This is a genomic window from Chryseobacterium herbae, assembly GCF_025154075.1.
GTDB classification, from domain to species: Bacteria; Bacteroidota; Bacteroidia; order Flavobacteriales; family Weeksellaceae; genus Chryseobacterium; species Chryseobacterium herbae.
This window is the reverse complement of the sequence record NZ_JAOAMU010000002.1, coordinates 282,481-306,357: the sequence shown is the minus strand read 5'-3', so window position 1 is coordinate 306,357 and position 23,877 is coordinate 282,481. Positions and strand designations below refer to the sequence as shown.

The following is a 23,877-nucleotide window of genomic DNA, read 5'->3' as shown; positions in this document are numbered from 1 at the left end:
ATCGGGCTAAAGCCCGATCCTATTGAATAATGTGGTCTTTTGATTTAATTGAAATCTCGTAATTGATCCTCTTCAATCATGATCCTACTTCTGGCTAAAACCTCTGATTGATTTTCTATTTTTTTAATCGGGCTAAAGCCCGATCCTATTGAATAATGTGGTCTTTTGATTTAATTGAAATCTCGTAATTGATCCTCTTCAATCATGATCCTGCTTCTGGCTAAAGCCTCTGATTAATTTTCTATTTTTTTAATCGGGCTAAAGCCCGATTCTATTGAATAATGAGGTCTTTTGATTTAATTGAAATCTTTTAATGGTTGTTCCTTATAAATGATCTGATCATCGGCTAAGACCGGGCTAAAGCCAGCTCCTATTCATTGAATCATTGTATGGTTTAATCCAAAATAATAGTCATCAATTATTTATTCTAAAGACCAAAGGATTTCCTGGATTTGGAGAAAAAAATTATACATCAGTTCTCCTCCATGTCCTAAAGCTCTTACCACAAATCCATTATCTTCCATAGCGGAAACACCTGCTTCCATTTCTTCTTTATACTGCTCTGCCAATTCTACGATGGTTTCTATTAGACCGTTTTTGTCAACATTTTCTTTCGTACTGTAGAAAATAAGCGTTCCCTGGTGGGTGTACTGTTCCAGATTTCCAATGCAGTTGATTGGGATGAGATCCGGCTGAATCACAACATTATCCCTAATCACTAACTTGTTCTCATGATAGATCTGCATCAGATTCTGGAACCGTTTCAGCTTAAAAACTTCACCATAATGTTTTCTTCCGCAAGTGATGATCTCACTAATGATGATCTGGCTATTCTTTCCGATATGGATATTGGCCTTACTCTGAAAATTTGAATCTTGGTGCGGAACCACCGGGTGTGGAACATAAGCAAATGAAGTGTAGTCCTCCATTTTTACATGAAGCTCCTGAACCGCTTTATCCTTCATATTGAACAACCGCTGATACGACTGTGATTGCAGCTGCAGTGAAGCGCCTTTTTCCAGCTCAATATTCAGGTGATAATGGTCTCCGTCCAGAATTCCGGGAGAGGAGCTCATCACCATTTGATAGAGTTTATTGTCACTTTTTCGCTGTCCTACCGAAACGACTCTGAACGGAAGTGAAACATAGAGGTCTTTCACGTAAGAACCACCATCCTTGAATCCTGCAATGATATGTAAACGGCTGTCCATCTATCTTACCAGGTTCGGTTCTTCACACTCTTCCAGAAGCGCATATTTTTTGATCCATCCAATGACTTTGTCCAGACCTTCATCTGTTTTAAGGTTGGTGAACACAAAAGGATTTCCGTTTCTCATTCTTCTGGCATCTCTTTCCATCACCTCAAGGCTTGCTCCTACGTGCGGGGCAAGGTCAATTTTATTAATGATCAGTAAATCTGATCTTGTAATACCGGGACCTCCTTTTCTTGGAATTTTTTCTCCTTCCGCAACATCAATGATGAAGATCGTCACGTCAGCAAGGTCGGGGCTGAAAGTAGCGGATAAATTATCACCGCCACTTTCAATCAGTACCAGTTCGATATCCGGAAAACGGGCCGCAAGCTCATCTACCGCTTCCAGATTCATACTTGCATCTTCACGGATCGCCGTGTGTGGACAACCTCCTGTTTCTACCCCGATAATTCTGTCGTGTGGCAGAAGGCTGTTTTTAGCCATAAATTCAGCATCTTCTTTGGTATAAATATCATTCGTGATCACTCCAAGATCATATTTTCCAAATAATTTTCTGCTTAAACGTTCCAGTAAAGCCGTTTTTCCTGAACCTACAGGCCCGGCCACTCCTACTTTTATATATTTTCTATTGTCCATTTTTTCTAATTTTTGTTTTTTTATTTTAATCGTTAAGACATATAAAGCCTCGAATAAAGCCTTTCGTGCTGCATACATCTGATGTCAAAAGCCGTATTGCAAAGTCCTACCATATCTCTGTCCAGTGCTATGGTTTCATGGACTGTTTTTTCCATCACCGGATAAAGAGAGAACAGGATATCCTGACCATCGAGCTGTCCGAGAGGAACCAATTTTACCGCATTGGTGATCATTCCTGCTACAGAAGTGTGATAAAATCCCAGCAATGCTTCATACAAAGGAATCTTCATCAGGTAAGCATACACTCCGAATACAATGCAGTAATGTGAATTGGCCTCCCGGTTTTGAACGGTCTTTTCAAAGGCTTCCATAAAAGGAAAGCTTTCTCTTCTTTTGAAAATCTTAATCAGCCTCAATCCTAATTTCTGACTGGCCTGGCGGATTTCACGCGGACACTTGATGGCATTACACTCGTTGTCGAGGCTTATTAAAAGTTCCAGATCACTGTTTTCTGCAGCTTCATAAGCCAGTTTTACAAAAGCGCCGTCATTGTATTTAAGATTGTACTGAAGCATATTTTCCACAAACTCTTTAGCGGTTTGCAGATTGTCAACGATTCTTTCCTGCACGTAGGTTTCAAGGCCGTTGGAATGGGTGTAGCCGCCGATCGGAAGCGTAGGATCTGCGAGGTGAAGCAGTCCTGACAGAAAGTTTAAATTCGTTTTATTCATCTTTTGGAGCGGCCATTTTTAAGATCTTGTTAAAAATTGAAGAGCCCAGACTTCCGTGTCCGTGGGGTTCTACGTTGGATTTAAGGAGATTCAGCAGTTTTACGGTCTGTTTTTCCGGTTTAAATCCGCTTGCTTCCAGCCATCTGAACATCGGCATTTCAAAAGGAAGCAGCACTTTATCCTCCTGAATAAAAAGCGGAATATGCTTGTTCCCGATCTCATAGCAAACCGTTCCCATTTCCAGAAGAGAATCCGGTGACATCATGATGGCTTCTGTTTCCAGAACATTCACTGCAATGATGTTTTCCTCGTCTTCAAAAAGGATATCTCCTTCCCGCAGACGTTGGCCTTCACGGAGAAATTTAATCGCGATATCCGTTCCCAGCCTCGTTTTTTTACGCTGAATTCTTTTCGTGGTTTCAAACCATTCCAAATCCAGATAATCTATATGTTTTGCTGATGGATTCTCCGCGAGATTCCCTATCGTTTGGTTAATGATCATTGCTATCTGCTTTTTTTCTGAAATCAATATTTTTAGAAATTCCCACCCCGAATGTAGAAGCACTGATTCCGGCCACATAGGTTTTGGTCCAGTCTTCCTGTTTTGTTTTGGTTTGCAGCATCGATAATTCAGCAAATTTGAACTTCAATGCCCAGCCGCCGCCCATGAATATGGCGAATAAAGGATAAGCCCGAAGACGATAGCCGTTAAAATGATCCATGGAAGCCGACGCATCCGACAATTTTTGTCCCCAAACGTAATGAGCATCCACCTGAGCGATCAAAGCAAAATATTTACCTAATGTGACTGACGGGCTGTACCAAATCCCTGCTTCATTCTGTTTGTATATCGTTTTGTGATCTGTCACGTTCTGAGCATAGGCATAATTCACCCCGATCACGTCATTATTATTGATGAAATATCCCACACCCAGCGGAATTCCTGCATTGTTACTCGTTCCTGTGGAGCTGTTGCTTCCAGAAGGGCTATTGGTTTTGGAATAATCGAAGGAGCCGTAGATCATGAATTGTCCTTTGGGGCCTTCTTCGTCGTTTTTCAGTCTTCTTCCTCCCAGAAACTGGGCTTTCATCTGTCCGGAAAACACAGACATTCCGGCCACTGCAAGGGAAAAAGCAGTTTTATTTAAGTTTTTCATTTTAATCTGTTCAATGTTAGTTTTGTCATTCAGTTTAAGAAAAGGCCCGGCAGTTACCGAGCCTTAAAAAACTCAAGATTAAAACAAGTAATACAACTGTGTCAAAGGAAGTTTCTCCGCCGGTTCACAAGTAATGTATTCACCGTCTACGGTTACTTTGTAGTTTTCAGGATTCACTTCAATGACAGGTGTTTTATCGTTATGGATCAAATCCTTTTTAGAAATATTTCTGCAGTTTTTCACTGGCAGAATCATTTTTTCCAGTTTATAGGATGCAATCGTTCCGTTGTCGATAGAAATCTGGGAAACAAAATTCGCACAGGTTCCGAATTTTGCCTTTCCATGCGCCCCGAACATATTTCTGTAAATAACAGGCTGCGGCGTAGGAATAGAAGCATTCGGATCTCCCATTTTAGCAGCGATCACAAATCCTCCTTTTAAAATCATCTCAGGTTTTACCCCGAATAATGCAGGTTTCCAGATCACAAGATCAGCCAGTTTTCCTACTTCAAGAGACCCCACATATTCAGAAATACCGTGAGCAATGGCAGGATTGATGGTATATTTCGCTACATATCTTTTGGCTCTGTAGTTATCATTTTCGGAATCTTTATCCTCTTCTAAATTTCCTCTCTGCTCCTTCATTTTACTCGCCGTCTGCCATGTTCTTGTGATCACTTCACCCGGTCTTCCCATCGCCTGGGAATCTGAACTCATAATGCTGAAAACACCCATATCATGAAGGATATCTTCCGCTGCAATGGTCTCAGGACGGATTCTTGAATCTGCAAAAGCTACATCTTCAGGGATATTTTTACTTAAATGATGACATACCATCAGCATATCCAGATGTTCATCGATCGTATTGATCGTATAAGGACGTGTGGGATTGGTAGAAGCGGGTAAAACGTTCGGGTACATCGCTGCTTTAATGATATCCGGAGCATGACCTCCTCCTGCACCTTCTGTGTGGAAGGTATGAATCACTCTTCCGTTGATCGCTCTCATCGTATCTTCAAGAAAACCTCCTTCATTCAATGTGTCAGTGTGAATAGCAACCTGCACATCATATTTATCAGCCACTTTCAGGGCAGCATCGATGGTTGCCGGCGTTGCACCCCAGTCTTCATGGATCTTTACGCCTAATGCACCTGCCTCCACCTGTTCTTCAATCGGTTCTTCTGCTGAACAGTTTCCTTTTCCGAAGAAGCCAAGATTCATAGGATATTCTTCAGCTGCCTCAAGCATTTTCTGCATATTGAATTTTCCGGGAGTCACTGTTGTGGCATTGGTTCCGTCGTTCGGACCTGTTCCTCCTCCGATCATGGTAGTGATTCCGCTGTATAAAGAGGTTTCGATCTGTTGCGGACAGATGTAATGGATGTGAGTATCTATTCCTCCTGCAGTTACGATATAGCCTTTTCCGCCATGCACTTCCGTTGAAGCTCCGATGATCATATTCGGAGACACACCATCCATGGTATCAGGATTTCCAGCTTTTCCGATGCCGATGATTTTTCCGTCTTTGATTCCGATATCAGCTTTGACAATTCCCCAGTGGTCGATGATCACAGCTCCAGTAATGCACAGATCGAGAACGCCTTCGTCTCTTTTTGCGGTCACGTTTTGTCCCATTCCGTCACGAACAGTTTTTCCACCTCCGAAAACGGCTTCGTCTCCGTAATGGGTAAAATCTTTTTCTATTTCAATGATGATTTCAGTATCTCCCAGTCTGATCCGGTCGCCGGCTGTAGGTCCTAATATATTGGCATACTGCTTTCTGTCTATGGGTAAGCTCATGTTATTGATTTTTAAAGTTTAATGCTTCCGCTTTGGCAAGACTGGCTTTTTTCTGATCTTCGGAATCTACCTGGCCATCTACCAGATTATTGAAGCCCATCGCTTTTTTGGTGCCTCCAATTTCTACCAACTCTACTTCTTTTTCTTCTCCCGGTTCGAAACGTACGGCGGTACTTGCCACGATATTCAGTCTCTTTCCAAAGGCTTTTTCACGGCTGAAGCTCATGGCTTTATTCACTTCAAAAAAATGAAAATGGGAACCTACCTGAATGGGACGGTCACCTGTATTGACTACTTTTATTTTAACTGTTTCTCTGCCTTCATTGCAGATAATAGTTCCTTCTTTTACAAAAATTTCTCCTGGTATCATAATAGAGATTTGTATTAACGGATTGGATTGTGTACGGTGACCAGTTTGGTTCCGTCCGGAAAAGTGGCTTCGATCTGTACATCATGGATCATTTCCGGAACTCCGGGCATCACATCATCTTTGGTAAGAAGATGAGCGCCTTCCTGCATCAGCTCGGCTACTTTTTTGCCGTCTCTGGCGCCTTCCAGCAGAAAATGGCTGATGAGTGCGATAGATTCCGGATAGTTAAGTTTAAGACCTCTGGCCCTTCTTTTCAGAGCAAGCTCTCCTGCCAGAAACAGCATCAGCTTCTCCGATTCTCTCGGTGTTAAGTGCATAGTATTGGATTTTAAATTGGATATAGGGAAATCCTGTCTGCCTTTTGGAAAAGACAAATAGAGGGTTTTAAACCCATTGAAAACAGGGTATGATTCTTATGGATCTGTATTCAAATACACATCACAGAATTCATAAAAAGTCCGGAAAAGATTAGCAGCCTGCGATCTGCAAGGCATGATATAGAATGTACCTTGGTGCTGTAATATGGACGCGGTTTTGAATGGCCACCGCTTTGGTTTCGGAAGAATAACCGGTGAAGAAAAAGTTCAGCCACTGCTGGGTGATGATGGAATAATCAAATTTTACTTTTTCAACATCATTGGAATCCTGTGCATCCTGATCATCCGACACACTGTAAATCTCAGGCTGACCCTGCTGGTCTGCATGCTTAACGAGCTGTATTTTTGAGGAAGCATCAAGATATGACTGTGTCTTCCCCGTACCTGCAAAAAGACCTGCACATAAAGCGGAAAAGAACATTACGAAAGAGAATAATAAGACTCTGGTTTTCATATCAGTCATTGATGGTGTAAAATTAGACAATCCGCTATCCTGCAGCTATCAAAAAGGTCATTTAAAATGTTCAAAATCGAGACAAATCCAATTCCTTCAAATGGGCAGTTCAGACATAAACTCCTTTATTACAGCCATTCACCGAAATTACCTAACTGTGACAAGTATTTTGGTGTTTTCATTTATATAAGTGTTCTAAACCGATACATCTTCACAATAACTCTAAAAAATCAGGTTAATAAAATGCTGAAACCTGTCATTTTCTGTTGATTAAAAAAGATATTTTTCAACTATAAGCCCATGACAAATTTCATTGTATAAAGAGACGTGATTTTTTTTCTTTGCGTTAATTATTGTAAATTTGTATACCAACATATTGATAATTTTAAAATAATACAACATAATATGTCAAAAGCAATTTCGCAAGTACCATTTGCAGTAAACGAGCCGGTAAATTCTTATGTACCGGGATCTCCAGAAGTTAAAAGCCTTATCGCCACTTACAAAAAAATGTGGGCTGAGAAGATAGAAATTCCAATGTTTATCAATGGAAAAGAGGTGAAAACGGACGAGAAAGTTCAGCTTCAGTCTCCTCAGGATCATGCTCATGATTTCGGGTTTTACTACAAAGGTACCATGCAGCATGTAGATGACGCCATCAACGCGGCATTGGCAGCTAAAAAAGAATGGAACGAGCTGGGCTGGGAACACCGTGCAGCTATTTTCTTAAAGGCGGCTGATCTTTTAGCAGGACCTTACAGAGACGTGATCAACGCGGCAACGATGATCGGACAGTCTAAGAACGTGCACCAGGCTGAAATTGATGCTGCGTGTGAGTTTATCGATTTCTTAAGATTCAACGTAGAATTCATGACGGAGATGTATTCTGAGCAGCCAGTTTCCGACAGCGGAATCTGGAACCGTGTAGAGTACAGACCGTTGGAAGGTTTCTGTTTTGCAGTAACGCCATTCAACTTTACAGCAATTTCAGGAAACTTACCTACGTGTATGGCTATGCTTGGAAACGTAGTGGTTTGGAAGCCTTCTGACAAGCAGATTTACTCTGCAAAAGTAATCATGGATGTATTAATCGAAGCGGGTCTTCCTGCAGGGGTAATCAACATGGTTTTCACAGATGGAAAAGAAACGGCTGAGAAAGTCTTGGCACATCCTGATTTTGCAGGTCTTCACTTCACAGGATCTACGAAAGTATTCCAGGGAATGTGGAAAATGATCGGTGATAATATTCATAACTACAGAACATATCCAAGAATCGTTGGAGAAACAGGTGGAAAAGATTTCGTAATCGCTCACCCTTCTTCTAATGTAGAGGCTGTAGCTACTGCTTTGGTAAGAGGTTCTTTTGAATATCAGGGACAGAAATGTTCTGCAGCTTCAAGAGCTTACGTACCTAAATCTCTTTGGGCTGATGTGAAAAAAGTAATGGAAACTCAGATCAACTCAATTAAAGTGGGTTCTCCTGAAGATCCGTCGAACTTCGTTAACGCAGTTATCGACAAAAATTCTTTCGAAAAATGTAAAGGATTCATCGACAGAGCAACGGCTTCCGGTGAGGCTGAAATAGCAATCGGTGGAAAAGTTGATGATTCTAAAGGATGGTTTGTACACCCTACAGTAATCGAAACTACAAATCCTCATTACGAAAGTATGGTAGAAGAGATCTTCGGACCTATCCTATCTGTTTATGTATACGAAGATCAGGACTGGAAGGAAACATTGAAACTGGTAGATTCTACGTCTCCTTATTCACTGACAGGTTCTGTATTCGCACAAGACCGTTACGCAATCAACGAAGCTTTCAAAGCTTTAGAGAATGCTTCAGGAAACTTCTATATCAATGACAAACCAACAGGTGCCGTTGTAGGACAGCAACCTTTCGGTGGTGGTAGAGCTTCAGGTACCAACGACAAAGCAGGTTCTAAAATGAACTTACTGAGATGGACGTCTGTAAGAAGTATCAAAGAAACTTTCGTTTCTCCAAAAGACTACAAATACCCATACCTGGGATAAAAGCTATTGCTGATGAGCAATGAGTAATATGGGCCCTGGAATTTCTTCCGGGGCCTTTTTATGAGTAATGGGTAATGAATAATGAGTAATACTGTAAATTCATAACTCTACTATTACCTGCAACCTGCTACCTATCATCTGCTACCTCTAACACCTTTTAACAAACTTTATCTATGTTTTAATACTTTAGCCTACCGCTTAGGAATGGTTATTGAACTTGACAGGGTACACTAAAAATAAAATATTATGAAAAAGTTATTGTTAGCAGCCTTTGGTTTAGGAATAGTCGTTGTGAGCTGCGGAACCAAGGAATCTACCATGTCGACGAAGAATTCGGATTCGACAGCAGTGAATACACAGACCATACAGCCGGCAGCAACGGATACGGCATCTTCAAAAAAGATGAATCCTGACCCTGCTACCACTAAAGTAGATTCAACGGCAACAGTAGTTCCGGCTAAATAGATACAAACAGATGTTTAATCTAAATATGGAAAATCCGCAGATGAAAGCTCTGTGGATTTTTTGTTTTTATAATTTCATTGAACGGGCTTCACCCAATAAGCCGGAGAAATTCTTTATTCACTACATCAAAACAAAATTTTCCCGGAATATAAGACCTGCTCTCAGAAAACTCTTAATATTTTTCTATATTTGATTGTATTAAACATCAAAATTAATTATTATGAAAAAATTATGGATAGGAGCTATTCTTGGCGTTATGTTTTTAGGAAGCTGCGCCCAGAACAAGGAAAAAAGAGAAGAGTTCAAAGACGAGCACAATAAAGATTCTCTGAGAAACAAAATGGGAGATTCCGCTGTTGCTAATTCTGAGCCGGCCCCAGTTTCTAAGGATACCTCCAAAGTGAAAACCGACAGTTTAAAGACTAAATAAAATAACAAATCCGCAGCTACGCTGCGGATTTGCACTTAAAAAAACTTGACTGAAAAAAACCGGGCAATCAACCCCGATTGTATTATAAAATCTTTTATCGCACCAGATTATTCACCCAGATAAATAAAGGTATTTACGACCAGATAGGCAGATCTGTTATCCATAGAAGCCCCTATACCTCCTGTAGGAATCGTTGCAATCCCCGACAGTGAATGGATATGAGCTCCGGACGTTGCTGTACTGCTCATCAACCCGACTCCTCCCCATGAGGAAGAATCATTATTGCCCTGATAGTGGCCTGATCCATTATTCCCTACATCGGTTCCGCCAAGCAGAAAACCGCCTTCTCCCGATGTGTGAATATGCGCTCCTGCACTTTCTGCAGTTCCGCTTACCACGCCTGTCAGATTAATATCCGGAAGATTCGAACGGGTAATCGTCATATTATTATTCCCGCCTGGGCTTCCCAATAGTTCTGCACCATTTCTTGTTTTTAGAATCCTGTCTGCTGCGTCCGGAAGACTCGTCGTAAAGCCTAAGCCTGCCGCTGAAGTCTGTGCCGGTACTGGAAGAGAGGAAACAGACCTTCCATTAAGCAGATACCATCCGCTATGATCTGACGGCTGCACAGAGTTTTTGATATCTCCTGCAGACTGGGGACTCAGTTTTCTGGGATCTCCCTGCAGCATTCTCTGCCACATTTTTCCATCATAATAATAGAGTCCGGCGGCGGTTATATTGACCGTTTTGCTGCTTGGTACCCTTACTGCTGCCGAAGCATAAATAATAGTTCCTGCATGACTCTCTTTGTATTGGGAATCACCTGCCTTGATCTCATCCCCTGAAAGCCTTGGGGGCAATACCCCTTCAGCTGTGGACCCGTCGCTTCTTTTCGCGACAATATCCAGACTCGCAATCGGCACAGCTGTATTGATTCCTATCTGCCCAAAAGCAGCATTACCGAATACAGATGCCAACACGACAGTTAAAGTTGTCTTCATTGTTTAATTTACTAGTTAAAAAGTTTTCATGGTTTTTTTGTATAAAAAGTTGGCAGATATTTTATACCGTCTAGTAATTTTTAGTTTTAATGTTTAGATTGTGGAGCGCTGTTCTGCTTTAATGGGAATAAGTAGATTAAAAAATGAGTGACAAAATGCAGCATTCTCATTCCCATAAAGCTGGCGCAAAGATATAGATGTGAAAGCCTTAGATAAAACAATAGGTTGTCTGTTTTCATGAAAATGAAAAGACACAATTTATAAAAACAGTCTGATTACTAATTGTTTTCGCGAATATGAACATTTTTATCTGACTGATTTTCAGCATCCAGATATTTAATATAAGACGATGGAGAAAAATCAGTTACCGCTTTAAATATGGACGCAAATTTACTGTGCGAAGAAAAGCCACATTCATCTGCGAGGATGCTGATCTTATACTGTCTGTATTTTTCATCATTGATCAATTTATCTACGATATAGTTAATCCTCAGACGGTTGACATAGGTTTTAACATCGGCATTCTTATGCTGATTGATCACATAGGAAAGATACTTCGTATTTGTATTGAGTTCAGCTGCCAGAAATGACAGCGACATATTCTTGTTGTTATACAGGTCTCCCTTTTCAAATTCTTCCAGAAGTTCGAGGAGTTTTGTCTCTGTTTCGGAGGTCATCAGGGATTCATTTCTTCGTTTGTCAGATCCACCTGCCCGATCGTCCACTTCTTCTACGGAAATATTGGAAAAATCAGAATTTTCTGTTTTTAATGGGACAGATTCACCGCGGGAACTGATCATTTGAAGCTGAGTTCTTATAATATTTCTGAATTTTGAGCGCTGTTTCTTCTGCTTTGTTTTAAAAAAGATAACGATTCCAATCAGAGTAATAAGCAGTACTACAATCGCAGCATTTTTTACAATACTGATCTGTGCACTTTTTTTATTGGGTCTTACCAAAACTTCCGGGCCATTAAGTGACACGGCACGGCTTCTGGCGATAAGACTATCGTAGGCTCTTACATATTTTACAGCATATAGCGATGCTTTGACATTGTCTCCTGTTCCTTCATAATAATCATTGATATTGGAATAAACTGCTTTTTTGAGCTTAAGACTTCTGGAACTGTCTGCTATATTTTCAGCTTTTTTAAGGTAGCTTTCTGCGTCTTTCCAGTTTTTCTGTTTCAGACGTATCCCGCCGATTCCGTTATATACCAGCCCGAGAATGCAACATTTACTTTTAAGCATTGATTCTGCTTTCCGGTAATAGTTTTCAGAGAGTACATAATCTTTAAGCCTAAAATAGACATCCCCAAGAATCTGATAAGAGGCTGCCACCGCCCTTTCATTACCCTCTATATTATCTTTCCCAAAGGAATTTAATGAAGTTTCAATGTATTTAACGGCATCGGAATAGCTGCCCTGCTCCATTTCATAATACGCCATTTCCTGGTTCAGAAGCCCCAGCACTTTGCCTCTTTGCTGAGCATCCGTTATGCCTTGAGCCGCTTCCAGACCCTGCAGGGTATATTTTTTGGATCTTTCATGAAGCCCCACGAGGCGGTATTCTTTAGCCAAAAATTCATTTACACGCGAGAACCATTCCGCATCATCGATCTGATGTAGAAGTGAGTGGGCATTTTCGCCATAGCATATAGATTTTTTGAATTCCCCAGCGTAATGATATACTTCGGCGGAAAGTAAGAGACTTTTTACCTTATCCAAAGGCTTTTGTGCAGTCATGTATAAAGAATCTGCTGTTTTCAGGGCCTTCGGAATATCCTTTTGCACCATCTGAACAGACGTTCTTTCACAGATCTGGTCAAAGCCATATTTTTTCTGTGCCGAGATGGGGACAGCAGTGATGAACAAAAACAAAAGTTTTAGCAGACTTTTAGGCATAAAAAAATAAATTATTATTTGGATTTTATAATAATTCATCATTTTCATGGGTGTCTTTTTGTTTTTTACAAAGCTACTAATATTTTATTTTTTATTAAAATATTCTTCTATTATTTAATTTTTTTAACTAAAAAGCAGAATATTATTTAATTTAATAACACGTTGACAACAATTTTCACATTAAATAGAATTATTATATATTAAAAATAAAATTCCTCGTAACTATTTTCGGTTTACAGCTACTTATATAATCGCATAATTATTACATTTGTAATCAATAAAAAGTTTTATGAAAAAATTAGCAATATTTTCTTCTTTATTTATAGCAGCACTGGCAATGGCACAGGGCATTAAATTTGAAGACAACAATTTCGCTGCTATTCTGGCGAAGGCAAAAAAAGAAAACAAACTTGTATTTGTAGACGCCTATACTACATGGTGTGGACCGTGTAAACTGATGTCAAAGAATATTTTTCCGCTTCAGGCCGTTGGAGATTTTTACAATTCCCACTTCGTGAATGCTAAGATAGACATGGAAAAAGGGGAAGGAATAGGTATTGCCAAAAAATACAATGTAAAAGCATTCCCTACCTATCTTTTCATCAACGGTGACGGAGAGGAAGTACACAGAACATTAGGTTATGTGGAGGAAAAAGACTTCATCCAGTTTGCAAAGGATGCTGAAGATCCGAATAAAAGACTTACCGCATTAAAAAAGAAGTTTGAAAACGGAGAAAAAAATCCTGAATTTCTAAAAAACCTGGCCGGATTGACCATCTACAATGATTCTGAACTGGCAGGAAGAGTATTGGACCGTTATTTCCAGCAGAAAACAACGCTTGATCAGGAAGATTTACAGTTGCTTCTTTCAGGAATGCAGAGTACGGATAGTCCTTTATATAAGATTTTCCAGAGCAAAAAGGCGGATATCATCGTTATTTTCCCGGAAGAGAAGTATGCGAAATTTGATAAAAATATAAAGCTGAATACTGTTGTTAAAAAATCGTATAACGCAGATACAAAAACCTGGAATGACAGCTATTTTCTGACGGAAACTCAAAAATTCATGACGAAAGAGGAATCTGAAAAGTTTCTGAAAAAAGTAAAAGCCAGCAGAGCGTTGAAGAATAAAGATATTCCTACTTATGAGAAATTAACGATAGAATTGTATAAGGATTATTCTGCAGCAGGCTCTGAAGAATTAAACTCTTTAGCCTGGAATTTCTTTGAAAATGTAAGTAATAAAGCTTCTCTTGAAAAAGCGGTAGCATGGGCTCAGGAATCTGTAAAAAAAGACGAAAACTATGCGAATACCGATACGCTAGCTAATCTTTACAACAAAATCGGAGATAAGAAAAATGCCAAGATTTGGGCAGAAAAATCTGTTCAGCTTGCTAAAAGTACAGGACAGGATTCTGCAGAGACAGAAAAGTTACTGAAAAGCCTTTAAGCAATAAAGTATAACAAAAAAGAAATCCGCAGAGCTTTGCTCTGCGGATTTTTATGTTTAAGCAGCACATCATGTGTACTTGCTATTTTGTCTTTTTTTCTTTCGTCTGATTAATATTGAAACAGAACACTTCCCCACGTAAATCCGCTACCGAATGCTGAAAGCAGTACCAGGTCTCCCCTTTTGATCTTTCCTTCTTCAATAGCTTCACTTAAAGCGATAGGAATAGAAGCCGCCGTTGTATTTCCGTATTTCTGAATATTATTGTGAATTTTCTCATCCGGAAGTCCAAATTTCTGCTGTACAAACTGGGCAATTCTAAGATTGGCCTGGTGTGGAATGAACATATCCAGATCTTCGATGGTTTTTCCTGCCTTGTCCAAAGCTTCCTGCATGGTTTCAGGGAATCTGGTTACCGCATGTTTGAACACAAAATTTCCGTTCATGATCGGATAGACTTCTTTATCGGTTACATTTTCAGGTTCTTTTCTCATTCTGTCGCTCCATCCGAATTTAGAACCAGGGAACTGCGTACACAATTCGTCGGCATATTTCCCTTCAGAATGCATATTTACCGCTAAAATATCTCCTGCATTCTCATCTTCCGTCGCTGAAAGTATAATGGCTCCTGCCCCGTCTCCGAAGATCACGGAAACCCCTCTTCCTTCATCAGAAAAATCAAGTCCGAAAGAATGGATCTCTGCCCCTACTACCAGAATATTTTTATACGTTCCTGATTTGATAAAAGCATTCGCAACACTTACCGCGTATACAAATCCTGAGCATTGGTTTCTTACATCCAAAGCACCAATCGTATCGCATCCCAGCATGTCCTGAAGCAAAACGCCACAACCCGGGAAATAATAATCCGGAGAAAGCGTCGCAAAAACAATATAATCTATATCCTGAGCAGTCATTCCTGCTTTTTCAAGCGCTTTTTCAGAAGCTTTAAATCCTAAATACGCAGTGGTTTCCTGAGAGTCGTTTCTGTTTTGTCTGTGTCTTCTTTCTTTGATGCCCGTTCTTTCCGTAATCCAGTCATCATTGGTGGTCATCAGTTTGGCTAAATCATCATTCGTAACAACATGATCCGGAACATGAAATCCTATTCCTTTTATTGTACTTTTAATCATATAGTTTTTTTAATTTTGGCAAAGATAAAATTATTTAACACATAGTTTTTCAAAATATTAGTATTTTTATTATATGCCAATCGACACGATATACAGAGATTCCCAATGTGAATGGGTAGATGTAGAGGCTCCCACTGCGGAAGACCTGAAATTTCTTCACGAAAGATATGAGATCAACAATCTTCTGCTGGAAGATACCATGGATCCGAACCACCTTCCGAAATATGAAGAAGATGGCAGTGTAAAGTTCTTTCTCCTCCGCGAAAGTACTGAGCTGGAAAGAAAAAACCTCAACACCATAAGCGATATCAGTACGAAGATCGCCATCTTTCTGCTGGAAAATACCATCATCACCATCCACAGGATGAAAACGAAAAGTATTCTGGAAACGAAGAAACAGATTTCTGCTATCCAGACAGAAGTTCCTCCTTCAAAAATCGCGTTAATGATCGCACTTTTGATTATGAAGAGCTTTGATGATGAATCGATTAGCCTTCTTGAAACGATGGATAATATCGAAAACGAGATTTTCCTCAAAAACACGAACCATACCAACCAGATCAGAAGACTGTACAAGCTGAAAAGAAAATCCGGTCTGAACTCCAGAGTACTGACGATTTCAACTGATGCGGTAGATAAATTCAAGTTCTTAAATCTTCAGGATTCCGAGATCGTCGATTTAAAAGATAAGCATAAGGATGTTGTGGCGGATTTTGATCATTTAAATATTCAGATCACCAACCTTATTTCGATGTTCCTCGCGCTTTCGGATCAGAAGGCGAACCAGGTCATGAAAGTTCTGGCCATTTATTCAGTGTATTTTTTACCGATTACGTTTATTGCCGGTCTTTACGGAATGAATTTCGAGAATATGCCTGAGTTGCATCACAAGTACGGATACTTTATCACGGTTGGTGTTATGGCTTTGGTCGTGATCTGCACCTTTATTTATGCGAGGCGAAAACAGTGGTAAAATAAAGGGTGAAAACACTTGAATTATAGTACGAATTTGTTGTTAACTTTAAATTATATTTGAGATTGCTTCACCTAGCGGTTCGCAATGACATATGAGCTTTTTTTGTTGGTTAAAGCAAAGACCACGTACAAATACCAAACACCAACCTACCATGAAAACTGAAATCCTAAATAAAATTCTTGAGGAAAATGTACTCTCCCAGGAATCTAAAGACAAGCTTGCTGCCCTACATGAGCATATTTCGTTAAGGGAGTTTTCCGATCTGCTGGATGCGCAAGGAAGCCAATATGTGGAGTTCGTTCAGGAAGGAGGCGGTGTTTGGGGAAGTGCTTTGGTGGGGTATCTTTATGGTCTCGAAATTTTCGGTGTTCGGTTTTTAAAAGTGGCAGGAACCAGTGCCGGTGCGATAAATACCATGCTTATTGCGGCCTGTAAGACCAAAGAGGAAGCTAAAAGTGAAGTGATCAAAGATATTCTCTTTAGCTGGAATTTTGCAGACTTTATGGATGGAAAAACTTATGTAAAAACTACCATTCATGCAATTCTGAACAACAAGGATTTCTTTAAAATCAATGCGATTATTTTGGCGGTCATTATGGTGATCCTCGTGATCATTCCTTTTGCATCCAGACCGGAAACTACGCTGAATGCAAAGCTGCTTTTCCTGATTCCTTTGATTCCTGTGATTTTCGCTTTTTTCTGTATCAAAAAGTTTTACAGTGATTTCCGGAAACAGAACAGCGGGTTCAATCCCGGGAATACTTTTTTACAAACCATGCAAAGTGTTCTGGACGGTTTCGGGATCAAAACGGTGGCTGAACTTAATGATAAGTTTATTCAGAAAGAGCAGGGCCTTAATCTCAATTACCGATACGGAAATACACAGGAATATTATACCATCGCTCTAAAAAGCATTGAAGCCATTAAGAATAAAAACCTGGAGCATATCGATCAGACACGCTACAGAATATTTTATGAAAGCGCCTTGAACAATGATTATTATAAAAACAATCCGTTCTACCAGCTCCGCTCAGAATATATCGTTATTACTACAGATATCAATGCGAAGATCAAAGTAGAGCTTCCTACGATGGCCAATTTATACTGGTCTGAAGAAGAGCTGAAACGCGTAAGTCCAGCCGAGTTTGTGAGAGCTTCCATGTCTGTTCCGTTCTTTTTTGAACCTTTCCAAAAACAGATCAATAAGGATGACGGCTCGGTAAAATACGCCTGGAAATTCTGGATGAATACAAAACCTGAGGACATCTACCCTGCCGGAATTTTCATTGATGGTGGAAGTATTTCCAACTTCCCGATCGATATTTTTCATGCCAGCGATGTATTTTATCCGAGAATGCCACTTTTCGGGGTACAGCTTACCAGCGATTCGGATATTCTGTCTGAGAAAGGGAAAACCAGTGAAGAAATCCTCAAAACTCCTTTTTCTTACGCTGGAAATATCATCAGTACATTAAAAGGGTTTAATGACAAATCATTTTTGACCAAACATAGTTTTTACCGTCTTTACAGCATTCAGACAGTTAATTGCGGAACGAGCAGCTGGCTGAATTTCTTCATGAAAAAAGAGGAAAAAGAAGATCTTTTCAACAGAGGTTTTCAAGCTGCTCTTGATTTTCTGAATCAGTTCGACTGGGAAAAATACAAATACGAAAGAATGATGCTTTCCATGAAGGAGAAAAAGATCCTGAAGGAAGAGGATACCCCGACGGTGGGATAAGGAATTTTGAGTATTTTAGATGTTTAATATAGTCAATGAAGAAAAGATATTTTTTTGCCATCGGAATTGTAATCATCCTTGTATTTATTTCTATCCCCATTATTCACGTTCTCAGAACGAAGTGGAATGAATCTGATCTTAAGACTGAAACGCCAAAAGGCTATGCGAATGATGTCAGTCAGCTGAATTTAACCAAAATAGACACTTTAATAAAGGTTCCTTCTTCAAAAACAGAGATCGAAAACCAGCTGCGCCAGATCCTGAAATATGCTAAGGAAAAGAAATTAAAAATATCCATTGCCGGAGCCCAACACAGCATGGGTGGACACACGATTTACCCAAACGGTATTTTATTGAATATGCTTCCGTATAAACATATGGAACTGGATGCTGAGAATAATATTCTTACGATTGGCTCAGGTGCTCTTTGGGAAGATGCGATACAATATCTTGATAAAAAAGGAAAATCAATTACCGTCATGCAGGCATTCAGTTCTTTTTCCATAGGCGGTTCGGTAAGTGTGAACGGCCACGGATGGCAGAAAAACATTCCCCCGGTTTCATCAAGTGTTGTTTCATTTACGCTAATGAATCACAATGGTGAAATTCTCAACTGCAGCAGGGATGAGAATCCTGAGCTGTTTAAACTGGTGATTGGAGGATACGGTCTGTTCGGAATTATTTTGGATGTTAAATTAAAAGTGGTTGAAAATACAAACCTCAAATACCGGTATGTCCATTTAAAATCTGATGATTATACCCGTGATTACAAAAGACTTATTGCTGATCGTCCGGAGGTCAGTTTGGTTTTTGGAAGGTTAAGGATTTCGGACAAACATTTTCTGGAAGAAGCCACCATCAATTATTTTGAAAAAACGGATGACAAACCGTCATCGATTGCTGCTAAAAACGCAAAAAGTGAAGAAACAAAACGTCTTGTTTTCAGAAGCACCGTCAACAGTGAATATGGAAAAAGGCTTCGATGGGATCTGGAAACTAACCTCAGCAAAATAGCTCAGAACATTGTTTATACTAGAAATGAGCTTCTGAACGGCCATGTTTCTCTTATTGAAAATAAAGATCCGAATTCTACAGATCTTCTGCAGGAGTATTTTATCCCGGAAAGAAATTTCAATCAATTCATCAAAGATATCAAACCTGTTCTCAAAAATTCCGAACCGGATCTTCTTAATATAACAATCCGGGCGGTGGATAAAGATGAGGACAGCTATATGAATTATGCAAGGGAAAATGTTTTTGGGTTTGTCTTACTATTTAACCAAAAGAAAACGGCAAAACAGGAAGACGCCATGAAGATCCTGACCAACAAACTGGTAGATGCTGCTCTTAAAAATGAAGGAACGTTTTATCTACCCTACCGTCTCCATATCGATCGAATAAAGATGAGAAAAGTATATCCTCAGGCTGATTCCTTCTTCGCTATGAAAAGGAAATATGATCCTCAGGAAATTTTTGACAATAAATTTTACCAGCATTATAAATAAAAATACAAATCATTATGAAATACATCTGTGAATGCTGCGGCGAAGAAAAAGAAAACTGGCCGGCCATCGCTTATAATGCTCCTGTTTTTTACCACGATTTAACCGAAGAAGAACTTGAAAATGCAGAATTGACACCAGATTTGTGTATTATTGAAGATCCGGAATATACACACCGTTTCATTCGTGCTGTCATGGTTCAGGAAGTAACAGACAGTTGCCAGGATCTGGAATATGGAATCTGGGTTTCATTAAGTGAAAAAAGCTTCGATGAATACGTCGAAAACTATGACAATAAGGAATTTACAGCTGAATATTTCGGATGGATGTCTAATTATCTTCCTGATTATGATTTTGAAGAAAGTATTCCAACCACTGTTGTCGTCAATAACAATGTGGGGCGTCCTTTTGTGTTTCCTCATCAAAGCCATGATCATCCTTTCGTTCATGATTTTTATAATGGAATTTCACTGGAAGAAGCTGAAAAAAGAATTAACAGAATTTTAAAACCTGAATAATGGCCAGCTGTTTTATTGTATTTAAAGACGGAAGATGCTTTTCCAGAAGATGGACGGGCTACGATTATATCATTCGGATTGCGATTGAGGAACTTACTTTTCTTGAAAACGGGAAGCCCCTTGCAGAATGGCTGGAACTTCAGATCCCTCCCGAAGATGAGGACGAATATGAAAGAGCAGAAAGTGGCTATGGCTTTTACAGCGCCCGCACCGATGAATGGATCAACCGGCATCTGGATACCAGAAGCCTGACGGAAGAAAACCAAAAGCTTTTCTGGAAAGCCATTGAAAACGGAAGAATCAAGGTGCATGACCCGGAGTTGCCAGATTATACTGATTTAAACCCTGAATATTTTGATTTGTTTTATGAAATGTACAGGCTTTCTGAGGATGGAGCTCCGCCTCTGGAATATTCGCATTGGGGCGTTGTAACGGAATGTTATAAGAAAGACGGCCCGGGATGGGAATGAAAAGATATTAAAACGTGAGTGGATGTATAGAACTGTACAAAACCGATAACAAAAAGATCAAGAAGGCTGTACCAGCAACTTTCTGATACAACCCTTCATAAAGTGCACATCGCCATCATCAATAAAAGTTTCGGTACCGAAAACAGCGATAGGATTTACTATTATAATATCTCTTACGAAGATCCTGTTTACGAAAAACACTGTGACTAGTTTACAGTGAATCCAAAAATTCCAGATACATCGGCACACTGCTCTCAATCCATTCTGCTGAAGGATCATTTTCGATTCCGTAATAAACAAAAGGTTCTTTATAATCTGCTTTGATGTAGTCAAAAGTCAGTTCGTAAGGACGGAAAAGCTCATTCATGGTGTATTTGTACTTTCCGGATGCGCTGTAGCCTTCTTCGTCTATTCCTGCTGTGACGGCCAGTGATATCTTCTTCCCTCCGGCTTTGTAACCGCTCTTGCTTCCGTAGGCCCAACCGTAAAGGAGCACTTCATCAAACCATTTTTTCAAAAGTGGCGGACTGCTGAACCAATAAAACGGAAACTGAAAGACAATGTTATCATAAGATTCTATCAACTGCTGTTCTTTTGCCACATCGATCTTTTCATCCGGATACGCTTCGTACAGGGAATGAATGGTATATTTTTCAGGAGATTTTTTTAATTCATCCATCCATCTTTTATTGATCACTGATTTTTCAATATCTGGGTGAATTACGATTACTAATGTTTTCATTTTTCTGTTTGAATTTCTTCAGCAAAAATAATATACGTAACTTACATTTAAAATAGTAGTGCCCAATTGTATGGTACTATAAAAAATGTAAGTAATGACTAAAATCAAGGAAACATCGACCAATTTTGCCAATAAAAAAGCCCTTTCCGACGAATGTCCGGAGATCTATGCTTCCAATACCATCGGCGGACAATGGGCGCTTGCCATCTGCTGCTACCTTATCAATGGTAAATTAAGATTCGGAGAGCTCAGAAAAAAACTGAACACTATCACAGAACGAATGCTTACGCTTCAACTCCGCAGACTGGAAGAAGATAGAATCATCACCAGAACCGTCTATGCTGAAGTTCCGCCCCGCGTGGAATATGAACTGACAGAGATTGGTTACAAGCTAAAACCTATCATCCTTGAATTTGAAAAATGGGGTAAGGAGCATAAGGAGATTATGCGGGATAAAGAGGCAGAACCGCAGAAGGTATAAATGGAGCCGAATTTAGGTTTTGGCTAAAGCCAATTGATCTTATTTTATTCATTGAACGGGCTAAAGCCCGTTCCTATTGATGAAACAGAGGTTACCAATAGAATTTCACATTATTCAAAAACTTCTCATTTTACATAATACAAAGCAATTCACGTTCATGCATAAAACTTTGGTGATGTGATGATGTGATAATTTGTTGATGGAGGTGTCAGTACAGGATTCTCAGCATTAAAGAGCAGTGTTTTCCTAAATTCTTTAAGAAAACGCCACACTCTCAAACTCTCCAACACTAAAACCCTCAGACTCCAAACCTCTCAAACTCAAAATCTACTCCTTCCAAAGGGGCTTCTGTTCCAACACGTGATGATAAACAGGGCAAGTTTCGGCGTGGGCTCCTTTCAAATATCCTGTGCTCATTAAAAATTCATTCACGATTTCTCCGCCGGTAAATTTAAAAGTCTTCTTGAACAATTTCATCCATTCCTGAAGCGTTTTCGGGTGATGATGTTCCAGCCATTTTTCAAAAGATCCGAATTCTTTCTGCAGTTCTATGATGGTTTTTGCATTTTCAATAGCAGCATTTATTTTCAGGCGGTTTCTGATGATTCCGCTGTCGTTCATCAATCTTTCTCTGTCCTCTTCCGTATAGGCTGCGATAGTGTGGATATCGAAATTGTTGTAAGCGTTTCTGAAACGCTCTTCTTTCTTTAAAACGGTTTCCCAGCTGAGACCTGCCTGATTGATTTCAAGGATTAGCCTGCCAAAAAGTTCATTGTCATCGTGGATTGGAAATCCGTAATAATGATCGTGGTAGTTTTTATGCAGTTCTTTTCTGCTTTCGGGCTGCATTCCCTCTATAGCTAAACAATAACTCATTAAAATAATTTTTCTGTTTTGGTTAAAAACTCGTCTAAAGCTTCTTTAATATCAATTCCGGTACGATCTGCCAAAACGATCAGCCACCAGATATTTTCACCCAATTTATGCTTTAATTCGGCATCGGAATCTTTTTTAAGCCATCTTTTCTGATGAGACATAATATCTCTGCCCACCAATCCTGCATCGGTAAGATAAGCCAGCGCATCCTCTTCCAAAGTCCATTCAGTTCCGTGGTGCTGGCGTTCCAATTCATGATAGCTTTCTCTGATTCCAAGAGAGCGTTTAATGATTTCATCGAGATTATTTTGATCCATTATTTTATTTTTTTAACGATTGTTTGTATTCGTTGGGAGTAAGTTCTGTTTTCTTTTTAAACAATTTACTGAACGACTGCGGATGTTCAAAACCCAGTTGGTAAGCCGTTTCAGAAACCGAAAACTGAGATTCCGAAAGATATTCTTTAGCCTTTTCTATCAGTTTATGATGAATATGCTGCTGCGCATTCTGTCCGGTATGATGTCGAAGCATATCACTTAAATATCTCGGAGTAAGGTTAAGTTGTGACGCCAGATATTCTACGGTGGGAAGAGCATTTACTCCTTTTTCATTGTCGAAATACTCATTGAGAAGATCTTCCATTTTAGACAGTAAATTAGTATTCACATATTTTCTGGTGATAAACTGTCTGTTGTAAAAACGATTGCTGTAGGTAAGCAATAATTCTATCTGGGAAATAATAACATCCTGACTGAACTGGTCTATTCGTTCATTCAGCTCATTCTGAATATTGTCAAAAACATCCTTAATGGTCTTCTTCTCTTTTTCCGAAAGATACAATGCTTCCGCTGCCGAATAGGAAAAAAAACTGTATTCTTTAATTTTCTTCAGGAGGGAATAAGGTCTGATAAAATCCGGATGAATATGTAAAGACATCCCGCTGTAATCCGCTTCTTCATTATCCATTCTAAGAACCTGACCCGGCGACACGAAAGACATTCCACCATTTTCAAAGTCATAATATCCCTGTCCGTATCTGATTTTACCATTGAATTTTGTTTTAAACGAAATCTTATAGAAATCTGATTTTGTCCCGTTTTCAAAAATTTTAGGATCAAAACGGGTCTCTCCATAATCAATAATACTGATTAAGGGATGCAGTGGTGCTGATATCCCCATCGCTTCATGTAAAGCCGACAGCGAACGAAAATGAACCGGAGATGTGGTATTTTTCATAATACAAATATAAGTTGAGATTGTGACAACTGTTTGTCAGGAGGAGGGAAATGTCAATTTTGCTCCGCAAGTCAATGGTTAATTGTCAATTCTAAAAATACGCTGATAAAATTCAAAAGCACAGCGGATTCACGATTGACTCAAAATGTCAATTTTGCTTCACAAGTCAATGGTTAATTGTCAAT

General features: G+C 39.5%; 26 protein-coding genes. 10 read left to right on the top strand and 16 right to left on the bottom strand.

The features are described from left to right. Positions 1-422 precede the first annotated feature (422 nt). From N0B48_RS07610 to N0B48_RS07570, 9 genes are all read right to left on the bottom strand, one after another. Positions 423-1,211 (bottom strand): urease accessory protein UreD, encoded by a 789-nt coding sequence (locus tag N0B48_RS07610; protein WP_259837966.1) that lies wholly within the window; start codon positions 1,209-1,211, stop codon positions 423-425. Beyond that, positions 1,212-1,850 (bottom strand): urease accessory protein UreG, encoded by a 639-nt coding sequence (ureG, locus tag N0B48_RS07605; RefSeq protein ID WP_034728326.1) that lies wholly within the window; start codon positions 1,848-1,850, stop codon positions 1,212-1,214. It lies immediately after the preceding gene. Between the two features lie 32 nt (positions 1,851-1,882). Next, the gene (locus N0B48_RS07600; RefSeq protein WP_259837965.1) at positions 1,883-2,581 is read right to left on the bottom strand and encodes an urease accessory protein UreF; all 699 of its coding nucleotides are present in this window, start codon (positions 2,579-2,581) and stop codon (positions 1,883-1,885) included. Beyond that, the gene (gene ureE, locus N0B48_RS07595; protein ID WP_259837964.1) at positions 2,574-3,083 is read right to left on the bottom strand and encodes an urease accessory protein UreE; all 510 of its coding nucleotides are present in this window, start codon (positions 3,081-3,083) and stop codon (positions 2,574-2,576) included. The genes N0B48_RS07600 and ureE overlap by 8 nt, the downstream gene beginning before the upstream one ends. After that, positions 3,073-3,738: a hypothetical protein gene (locus N0B48_RS07590; protein WP_259837963.1), complete on the bottom strand. Its 666-nt coding sequence runs from the start codon at positions 3,736-3,738 to the stop codon at positions 3,073-3,075. Before N0B48_RS07590 ends, ureE begins: the two co-directional genes overlap by 11 nt. Before the next feature lie 78 nt (positions 3,739-3,816). Beyond that, complete coding sequence (gene ureC, locus N0B48_RS07585) at positions 3,817-5,538, bottom strand: urease subunit alpha (protein ID WP_047453788.1); 1,722 nt, start codon at positions 5,536-5,538, stop codon at positions 3,817-3,819. 1 nt (position 5,539) lies between these two features. After that, positions 5,540-5,908: an urease subunit beta gene (ureB, locus tag N0B48_RS07580; protein ID WP_259837961.1), complete on the bottom strand. Its 369-nt coding sequence runs from the start codon at positions 5,906-5,908 to the stop codon at positions 5,540-5,542. Positions 5,909-5,922: 14 nt separating this feature from the next. After that, on the bottom strand, positions 5,923-6,225 hold the full coding sequence (gene ureA / locus N0B48_RS07575) for an urease subunit gamma (protein WP_259837960.1): 303 nt from the start codon (positions 6,223-6,225) through the stop codon (positions 5,923-5,925). Between the two features lie 151 nt (positions 6,226-6,376). After that, positions 6,377-6,739, bottom strand: coding sequence for a hypothetical protein (locus N0B48_RS07570; protein ID WP_259837958.1), 363 nt, complete (start codon positions 6,737-6,739; stop codon positions 6,377-6,379). Positions 6,740-7,144: 405 nt separating this feature from the next. Here N0B48_RS07570 and pruA point away from each other — a divergent pair, with 405 nt between their 5' ends. From pruA to N0B48_RS07555, 3 genes are all read left to right on the top strand, one after another. Further along, positions 7,145-8,770 carry an L-glutamate gamma-semialdehyde dehydrogenase gene (gene pruA / locus N0B48_RS07565; RefSeq protein WP_259837956.1) on the top strand — a complete coding sequence of 542 codons (1,626 nt, stop codon included), beginning with the start codon at positions 7,145-7,147 and terminating at the stop codon, positions 8,768-8,770. A 246-nt stretch (positions 8,771-9,016) separates the two neighbouring features. Further along, positions 9,017-9,235 (top strand): cytochrome C551, encoded by a 219-nt coding sequence (locus N0B48_RS07560; protein ID WP_259837955.1) that lies wholly within the window; start codon positions 9,017-9,019, stop codon positions 9,233-9,235. Positions 9,236-9,455: 220 nt separating this feature from the next. Further along, positions 9,456-9,665: a hypothetical protein gene (locus N0B48_RS07555; protein WP_259837954.1), complete on the top strand. Its 210-nt coding sequence runs from the start codon at positions 9,456-9,458 to the stop codon at positions 9,663-9,665. A 107-nt stretch (positions 9,666-9,772) separates the two neighbouring features. Here the strand turns inward: N0B48_RS07555 and N0B48_RS07550 are convergent, their stop codons facing one another. Continuing rightward, positions 9,773-10,666, bottom strand: a complete 894-nt coding sequence (locus tag N0B48_RS07550; RefSeq protein ID WP_259837953.1) for a phage tail-like protein — start codon at positions 10,664-10,666, stop codon at positions 9,773-9,775. A gap of 278 nt (positions 10,667-10,944) precedes the next feature. Then, positions 10,945-12,570 carry an AraC family transcriptional regulator gene (locus N0B48_RS07545; protein WP_259837952.1) on the bottom strand — a complete coding sequence of 542 codons (1,626 nt, stop codon included), beginning with the start codon at positions 12,568-12,570 and terminating at the stop codon, positions 10,945-10,947. A 289-nt stretch (positions 12,571-12,859) separates the two neighbouring features. Here N0B48_RS07545 and N0B48_RS07540 point away from each other — a divergent pair, with 289 nt between their 5' ends. Next, complete coding sequence (locus N0B48_RS07540; protein WP_259837951.1) at positions 12,860-14,020, top strand: thioredoxin family protein; 1,161 nt, start codon at positions 12,860-12,862, stop codon at positions 14,018-14,020. 110 nt (positions 14,021-14,130) lie between these two features. Here the strand turns inward: N0B48_RS07540 and N0B48_RS07535 are convergent, their stop codons facing one another. After that, positions 14,131-15,153 carry a 3-oxoacyl-ACP synthase III family protein gene (locus tag N0B48_RS07535; protein ID WP_259837950.1) on the bottom strand — a complete coding sequence of 341 codons (1,023 nt, stop codon included), beginning with the start codon at positions 15,151-15,153 and terminating at the stop codon, positions 14,131-14,133. Positions 15,154-15,226: 73 nt separating this feature from the next. Here N0B48_RS07535 and N0B48_RS07530 point away from each other — a divergent pair, with 73 nt between their 5' ends. The 5 genes from N0B48_RS07530 to N0B48_RS07510 all read left to right on the top strand — a co-directional run bounded on the left by N0B48_RS07530 (position 15,227) and on the right by N0B48_RS07510 (position 20,357). After that, positions 15,227-16,126: a magnesium transporter CorA family protein gene (locus N0B48_RS07530; RefSeq protein WP_259837949.1), complete on the top strand. Its 900-nt coding sequence runs from the start codon at positions 15,227-15,229 to the stop codon at positions 16,124-16,126. 154 nt (positions 16,127-16,280) lie between these two features. Beyond that, positions 16,281-17,867, top strand: coding sequence for a patatin-like phospholipase family protein (locus N0B48_RS07525; protein ID WP_259837947.1), 1,587 nt, complete (start codon positions 16,281-16,283; stop codon positions 17,865-17,867). A gap of 35 nt (positions 17,868-17,902) precedes the next feature. Then, complete coding sequence (locus N0B48_RS07520) at positions 17,903-19,372, top strand: FAD-binding oxidoreductase (protein ID WP_259837946.1); 1,470 nt, start codon at positions 17,903-17,905, stop codon at positions 19,370-19,372. A gap of 14 nt (positions 19,373-19,386) precedes the next feature. Beyond that, positions 19,387-19,887, top strand: a complete 501-nt coding sequence (locus tag N0B48_RS07515) for a DUF2199 domain-containing protein (protein WP_259837945.1) — start codon at positions 19,387-19,389, stop codon at positions 19,885-19,887. Then, a complete protein-coding gene (locus tag N0B48_RS07510) occupies positions 19,887-20,357 on the top strand; it encodes a hypothetical protein (RefSeq protein WP_259837944.1) in 471 nt (156 codons plus the stop codon). The genes N0B48_RS07515 and N0B48_RS07510 overlap by 1 nt, the downstream gene beginning before the upstream one ends. A 211-nt stretch (positions 20,358-20,568) precedes the next feature. On the opposite strand, the gene N0B48_RS07505 is transcribed toward N0B48_RS07510, so the two are convergent. Continuing rightward, on the bottom strand, positions 20,569-21,099 hold the full coding sequence (locus N0B48_RS07505) for an NAD(P)H-dependent oxidoreductase (protein ID WP_259837943.1): 531 nt from the start codon (positions 21,097-21,099) through the stop codon (positions 20,569-20,571). A 94-nt stretch (positions 21,100-21,193) separates the two neighbouring features. Between N0B48_RS07505 and N0B48_RS07500 the strand changes: the two genes are divergently transcribed. Next, complete coding sequence (locus N0B48_RS07500; RefSeq protein WP_259837942.1) at positions 21,194-21,580, top strand: winged helix-turn-helix transcriptional regulator; 387 nt, start codon at positions 21,194-21,196, stop codon at positions 21,578-21,580. A 327-nt stretch (positions 21,581-21,907) separates the two neighbouring features. On the opposite strand, the gene N0B48_RS07495 is transcribed toward N0B48_RS07500, so the two are convergent. From N0B48_RS07495 to N0B48_RS07485, 3 genes are read right to left on the bottom strand one after another with little or no spacing between them, the layout of a single operon-like run. Next, positions 21,908-22,456: a DNA-3-methyladenine glycosylase I gene (locus N0B48_RS07495; protein ID WP_259837941.1), complete on the bottom strand. Its 549-nt coding sequence runs from the start codon at positions 22,454-22,456 to the stop codon at positions 21,908-21,910. After that, the gene (locus N0B48_RS07490) at positions 22,456-22,773 is read right to left on the bottom strand and encodes a nucleoside triphosphate pyrophosphohydrolase family protein (protein WP_259837940.1); all 318 of its coding nucleotides are present in this window, start codon (positions 22,771-22,773) and stop codon (positions 22,456-22,458) included. The genes N0B48_RS07495 and N0B48_RS07490 overlap by 1 nt, the downstream gene beginning before the upstream one ends. Before the next feature lie 4 nt (positions 22,774-22,777). Then, a complete protein-coding gene (locus N0B48_RS07485; protein WP_259837938.1) occupies positions 22,778-23,692 on the bottom strand; it encodes a helix-turn-helix domain-containing protein in 915 nt (304 codons plus the stop codon). Positions 23,693-23,877 lie beyond the last annotated feature (185 nt).